This is a genomic window from Microcystis sp. M53603_WE2 (assembly GCF_030065435.1).
Window position 1 is genome coordinate 1 of the sequence record NZ_JASJFF010000220.1, and the last position, 3,618, is coordinate 3,618.

Here is a 3,618-nt window from a genome sequence, read left to right on the forward strand (position 1 = left end):
AAAAGCGATATTTAATATCAATAATACTTTTTATCGACCAGAGAGTAAAATCGTCCGAGATTAAGGAACATCCTGACGCTCAAGAAAGCGCAAGAGATCGTCAGCATAATCTCCTCATCTCAGCAACCATCTTCAAGACGGGTAGGTGAAATACTTGCCGTTTCATAACTCTTTCTGCTTCTACACCTGTTAGGTTACATCCACATTGACAAGACTGATTTGAGGGTTCGTGTCTGACTATCTTCTCCGGTTGACTCACCCTTTCTAAGGCTCTTTCCGGACTGACGGTGAGCAATTGCTTATGAAATAAGAGTTTCAGAACTTAGAGTTGACAGGGGTTTTCCGAAAGTGACACAAGAGTGCTCAGGTGTATCCTTGATGTCCTTTTTGTCCCCCCGACTTTTTCCCACTTGCTTTCCTTCTTTTTTCTCTACCTCGGTAGTTACATTAATTTTGCTTAGGTACTTAATACCAATAACTAGAACTTTGTTGGGGTTCAGGGGCAAAAGCTAACCAGTAGGGGAATTGTAAAAGAGCGAAATTGAGCCGTTCTTCGGTATCATCGATGATAATGAGCGGTGAATATTTATCCTCAATTAAACGTTCCGCTTTTTGAATTAAAGCTTCGGGAGACTCAAAGAGAACGATGCCGCGGTCTGGTCCAAAATCGGCGCGGGAAATGCCGAGACAATCTTGGAGACCGCGCCGCCATTCGCCTAAACGTTCGGGACTATTAGCCAGAACGAGAGAACGGAAGCGATCGCCCTGTAATTCCGCCATAATCGAGATAATTGCCGAAGCGACCAGAATATTCTGGAGACGGCTGCCCATACCGCGAACAGTACCCCGGCCCCCCTGTTTAAAGAACCACTGTTGCACCCGTTCGGCGTGAATTGGTTCAAAAGTGCGCCGTAATTGCCAAGGCGGACCGTAATAGTCAGGACGACTGCGATAACGGTCTAAAAGAGTTTGGATGCGCTGATTTTGCTCAGAAAAGCCCTGTCTGGGGGTAGATTGTCCCACCGGTTCCGATTCATAACCCGAACGGTTAGAGCGACGGGGTTCTTGCCAATTATCCCGGCCCTGGTTACTGCTACGGGAGGGACGGGGACTTTCTTCGCGATCATCCCGGCCTTGACTGCCACGGGATGGACGGGGGTTTTCCTCCCGTTCGGTCCGCAGGGGAGGTTCCACGGGTCGGGGGGATTTTTCGGGGGTCTCAAAACGGGGTAATTCCAACTGTTCGGCAGCCGCGGCCAAATCCTGTAAACTGCCCACCAGATAGTCTTTAAATCCCTGAACCCGCACGGCCATATCCTGGGAGACTCCGGCGAAATTACTCCGCATTTCCTGCCGAATCCGCTCACGACGGCGTTCTAACTGTTCGATCGCCACTTCTAACGCCTGTTTGCGTTGTTCTAGGTCTTTTACGCCTTCCTTGAGCATTCTTTCGATTTGAGCTTTGATATCTCCTAGTTCCTCGGCGATCAAGCGTTCTCTTTCCGCTTTTAATGCCGAGATTTCTGCCTCTAGGCTCTGTTTTTGCCGTTCTAGAGCCTCGATTTCTGCCCGCAGGGGTTGCGCCTGCGCTGTGGGAACTAATTCGCCTTCGGGGGCGATTGCCGATGGCAGCGGATTCTCTACTGGGCGATCGTTCCAGAGATCATCAAAACTAAATTCTTCGACAGATTCATTGGGTAAGTCTGTCATTTTGTCAAGGGGTAAAACATTAAAATCTTCTGAATTCATCGGCTTTAGAAATGCAGAGCGAACAGAGGGCCAAGGCAGGCAATTAAGTAAGTGGTTCTAATTAATAGACGATATATCTTGCCTTCGATCCCCCCTGCCCCCCTTAATAAGGGGGGTGCCGATAGGCGGGGGGATCCCCCCTGCCCCCCTTAATAAGGGGGGTGCCGATAGGCGGGGGGATCTGACAATTTTTAACACCTACCTACTTAAGACGCTATTAATTGCCAGATTTTATTTTATCTCAATCTTAGTTCGCTTCTGAGTCGATCGCTGGCGATGCTGCTAAAGGATAGTATTTTTCGAGGCACAGTCTCAGGGTTGCGCTGTCAAAGATAATGGGCAAAAAATGAATGCTGTTAATTTCTTTGAAATAAAATAGGATCGGGACTTTATTCCAGAAAATCCGCCAATTTTGCCATTCTTGGTAGGGAAAGGAGCGAATTTGTTGCCCAGATAGATAGACATCTAAGGAGGTGGGGGTAAACTGGAGACGAATGCGGGTAGTCTGGAACATCAAGAATAGCCCTAACAGGGAGAAAATTATGCCCAGCCAGACCTGTAAAAAGAGTAAAGGCAGCGATAAAATTACCAAAAACAGGGGAATTCGATAGTTAGGAGCCAGTTCGATCGTTCCTGTTACTTCTTGCGGGGAAATAGTTTTCATCGGTGTCCCTATCGGCAGTCAGCCAAAATATCTTCGCTTCTAGTTTATCGCATTGTTTTTCGAGAGGCGATCGAAATAATCGAGACTCGATCGGCGATGATCTGGTGGTGTCATGGCATCGTAGAAGGAGACTTTACCCCCATAGGCACGCCGGAGATTAAAATCAGTTAAGACCTTAGACCGTTGATCGGCGAGGATCAATTCTTTATTTAAGAGGATTAAATCAGCAAAATGGGTGATAGATTCGCCTAAATCATGGTTAACCACCAGGACAATTTTATTTTTTTGGGCTAACTCACCAAAGATATTAAAAAGAACCCCCTCGGTTTTTTGATCTACCCCAACGAAAGGTTCATCAAAACAGAAAATCTCCGCTTCTTGGGCCAAAGATCTGGCTAAAAAGACTCTTTGCTGTTGTCCCCCCGACAACTGACCGAGGGGACGATGGCGTAAATCAGCCATTTCCACCCGTTCTAGGGCATTTAAAGCCTGTTGACGACTAATATGGGAAAAAGGGCGAAACCAACCCGTTTTCCTGACTCTCCCCATCATTACCACATCCCAAGCGGTGACGGGATAGGTCCAGTCGATTTGAGATCTTTGGGGAACATAAGCGACTTTATCCAGTTGTTGCTGTAGAGATTGCCCTTGATAGTTAACGGTTCCCTGTTGTACGGGAATTAATCCTAGCATGGCTTTGATCAGGGTACTTTTACCCGCGCCGTTGGGACCGATAATACCGGTTAATCGTCCGGGATAAATTTTCAGGGTGATATCCCGTAGGGCTTCCACGCCGCGATAATATACTCCTAGATGACTAACTGTAATTGTCCTTTGCATAGTTGTTACCCCGAGTCTCCATTTCTAGCATAACTAAAAATGAGACAATTATGAAGCAACCATGAAAAGATTATGAAAGATAGCTAGGGTGAGATTAATCGCCACTCAGTAAAGCTTCCACGAATTCGTAACTGGAAAAGGGCCGCAGATCCTCGATTCCTTCCCCAGCACCAACAAAGCGAATCGGTAGGTTAAGCTGACGCGCTACGGCAAGGGCGACACCTCCTTTAGCTGTACCATCGATTTTAGTCAGGATCACGCCGCTTAATTGGGCAGCTTCCGAGAAAACCTCGGCCTGTCGCAGCCCGTTTTGTCCTAAAGTGGCATCGAGAACTAGAAGGGATTCCACCACGGCACTCTCGGCT

Annotated in this window: 3 protein-coding genes and 1 pseudogene; all 4 read right to left on the reverse strand. The window is 47.5% G+C overall.

The window, feature by feature from the left end; genetic code table 11:
- Window positions 1-465: 465 nt before the first annotated feature.
- The gene (locus PX481_RS04755) at window positions 466-1,749 is read right to left on the reverse strand and encodes a DUF3086 domain-containing protein (RefSeq protein WP_002761591.1); all 1,284 of its coding nucleotides are present in this window, start codon (window positions 1,747-1,749) and stop codon (window positions 466-468) included.
- A gap of 247 nt (window positions 1,750-1,996) precedes the next feature.
- Window positions 1,997-2,413 carry a DUF3119 family protein gene (locus PX481_RS04760; protein WP_002761589.1) on the reverse strand — a complete coding sequence of 139 codons (417 nt, stop codon included), beginning with the start codon at window positions 2,411-2,413 and terminating at the stop codon, window positions 1,997-1,999.
- 39 nt (window positions 2,414-2,452) lie between these two features.
- Window positions 2,453-3,253, reverse strand: coding sequence for a metal ABC transporter ATP-binding protein (locus PX481_RS04765; protein ID WP_288093821.1), 801 nt, complete (start codon window positions 3,251-3,253; stop codon window positions 2,453-2,455).
- A gap of 94 nt (window positions 3,254-3,347) precedes the next feature.
- A pseudogene (locus PX481_RS04770) lies at window positions 3,348-3,618 on the reverse strand (signal recognition particle-docking protein FtsY); the annotation flags it as partial.

Excerpts from the sequence above, each read along its gene's own strand:
- PX481_RS04755 (WP_002761591.1), bottom strand. The coding sequence starts at position 1,749 with ATGAATTCAGAAGATTTTAATGTTTTACCCCTTGACAAAATGACAGAC.
- PX481_RS04760 (WP_002761589.1), bottom strand. The coding sequence starts at position 2,413 with ATGAAAACTATTTCCCCGCAAGAAGTAACAGGAACGATCGAACTGGCT.
- PX481_RS04765 (WP_288093821.1), bottom strand. The coding sequence starts at position 3,253 with ATGCAAAGGACAATTACAGTTAGTCATCTAGGAGTATATTATCGCGGC.